The organism is Vibrio sp. 378 (assembly GCF_033339435.1).
The window spans coordinates 1-1,064 of the sequence record NZ_JAWOUO010000153.1 but is presented as its reverse complement, the minus strand read 5'-3'; the positions used below and the strand labels follow the sequence as shown (position 1 = coordinate 1,064).

Here is a 1,064-nt window from a genome sequence, read left to right as displayed (position 1 = left end):
CGCCTTGCTGGAGAATCGACAGGTAAGAGTGGTGGTTATCGAACGATTTACTTACTGATCCAACCTGATGTTGTCTATTTGGTGTTGCTGTACAAGAAAGGGAGAAAGGACTCTTTAACTCAGAAAGAGAAGAATCTCCTTAAAGAAGTGTCGAGGTCGATTAAGAGAGAGTATGACAATGAGCAATAGTATTTTTGATGAACTTTATACATCGATGAAGCAAGCCGAAGCGATTGCAAAAGGAGAGCAGACTCCTGCGAATGTCACTCGTTATGAGATTGCCGATGTTAAAGCGATCCGAGCACAACTGGATGTCAGCCAAAAAGAGTTGGCACAAGCGATGGATGTGAGTATTGATACCGTGAAAAGTTGGGAGCAAGGACGGAGAAATCCGACAGGTTTAGCAAGCAAAGTCCTAACTCTACTCTCTAAAGAGCCAGAGCTTTATGCGAAGTTTTCAGTTTAAAGATTAAGAGGTGTCTATGAGTGCAGCTGTTACTTTTGAGCAATTCTGTCAGCATTACGAGTACGATCCGAGAAGTTCGTTATCTCGCTTTGAATATGAGAAGTACAAAGAGAAGAAGTACAAAGAGAACTTGGAGATAGCTAACGAGCTGATCACCAAAGATGCCATCGATAAGATGAAAACATAGAAAAAACGCCCTTAGAGGGCGTTTTTTGTTTCAATCGAACAGCGAACTTTTTGCCCTGTAAATCGCTCTGAAAGCGTCACAAACTTACAGCCCGATTTCTGGCTAATTAGGTAAGGATAAGTGCTTAAAAACGCTCCAGGAGCGTTTTGAGAACGTCAGATTGGCGTTTTGAGATGCTAAGTCGGCTATTTAACGTAATAGGAATAATAATCACCACCACAACGTTATGTTGCTTTAAATTATGAGCTTCTTTGCTTCGATTTGAAGCCATTCAAATGTGTTTTTGGGCTCTCCATGCATTTCCATTTGATGCCAAAGTTTTTCAAATGACAAAATAGTGACTTGTAGAGCAACTTCTTCATTTCCAATTTCCATTGTTAAATTTTCGAGAAGTTTAATCGTATGAGCATC

General features: G+C 40.4%; 3 protein-coding genes. All 3 read left to right on the top strand.

Annotation, left to right across the window (positions count from 1 at the left end; translation table 11 throughout):
- On the top strand, positions 1–189 hold a 189-nt coding region (locus R7Q48_RS24795; RefSeq protein WP_318132765.1), incomplete at its 5' end, for a type II toxin-antitoxin system RelE/ParE family toxin.
- Positions 179–466 carry a NadS family protein gene (gene nadS / locus R7Q48_RS24790; protein ID WP_029946694.1) on the top strand — a complete coding sequence of 96 codons (288 nt, stop codon included), beginning with the start codon at positions 179–181 and terminating at the stop codon, positions 464–466. The genes R7Q48_RS24795 and nadS, both read left to right, overlap by 11 nt.
- A gap of 16 nt (positions 467–482) precedes the next feature.
- The gene (locus R7Q48_RS24785) at positions 483–653 is read left to right on the top strand and encodes a hypothetical protein (protein WP_158090427.1); all 171 of its coding nucleotides are present in this window, start codon (positions 483–485) and stop codon (positions 651–653) included.
- Positions 654–1,064: the final 411 nt, after the last annotated feature.

What these genes read in the sequence shown, in the direction of transcription:
- R7Q48_RS24785 (WP_158090427.1), top strand. Translation starts at nt 483, where the DNA reads ATGAGTGCAGCTGTTACTTTTGAGCAATTCTGTCAGCATTACGAGTAC.
- nadS (WP_029946694.1), top strand. Translation starts at nt 179, where the DNA reads ATGAGCAATAGTATTTTTGATGAACTTTATACATCGATGAAGCAAGCC.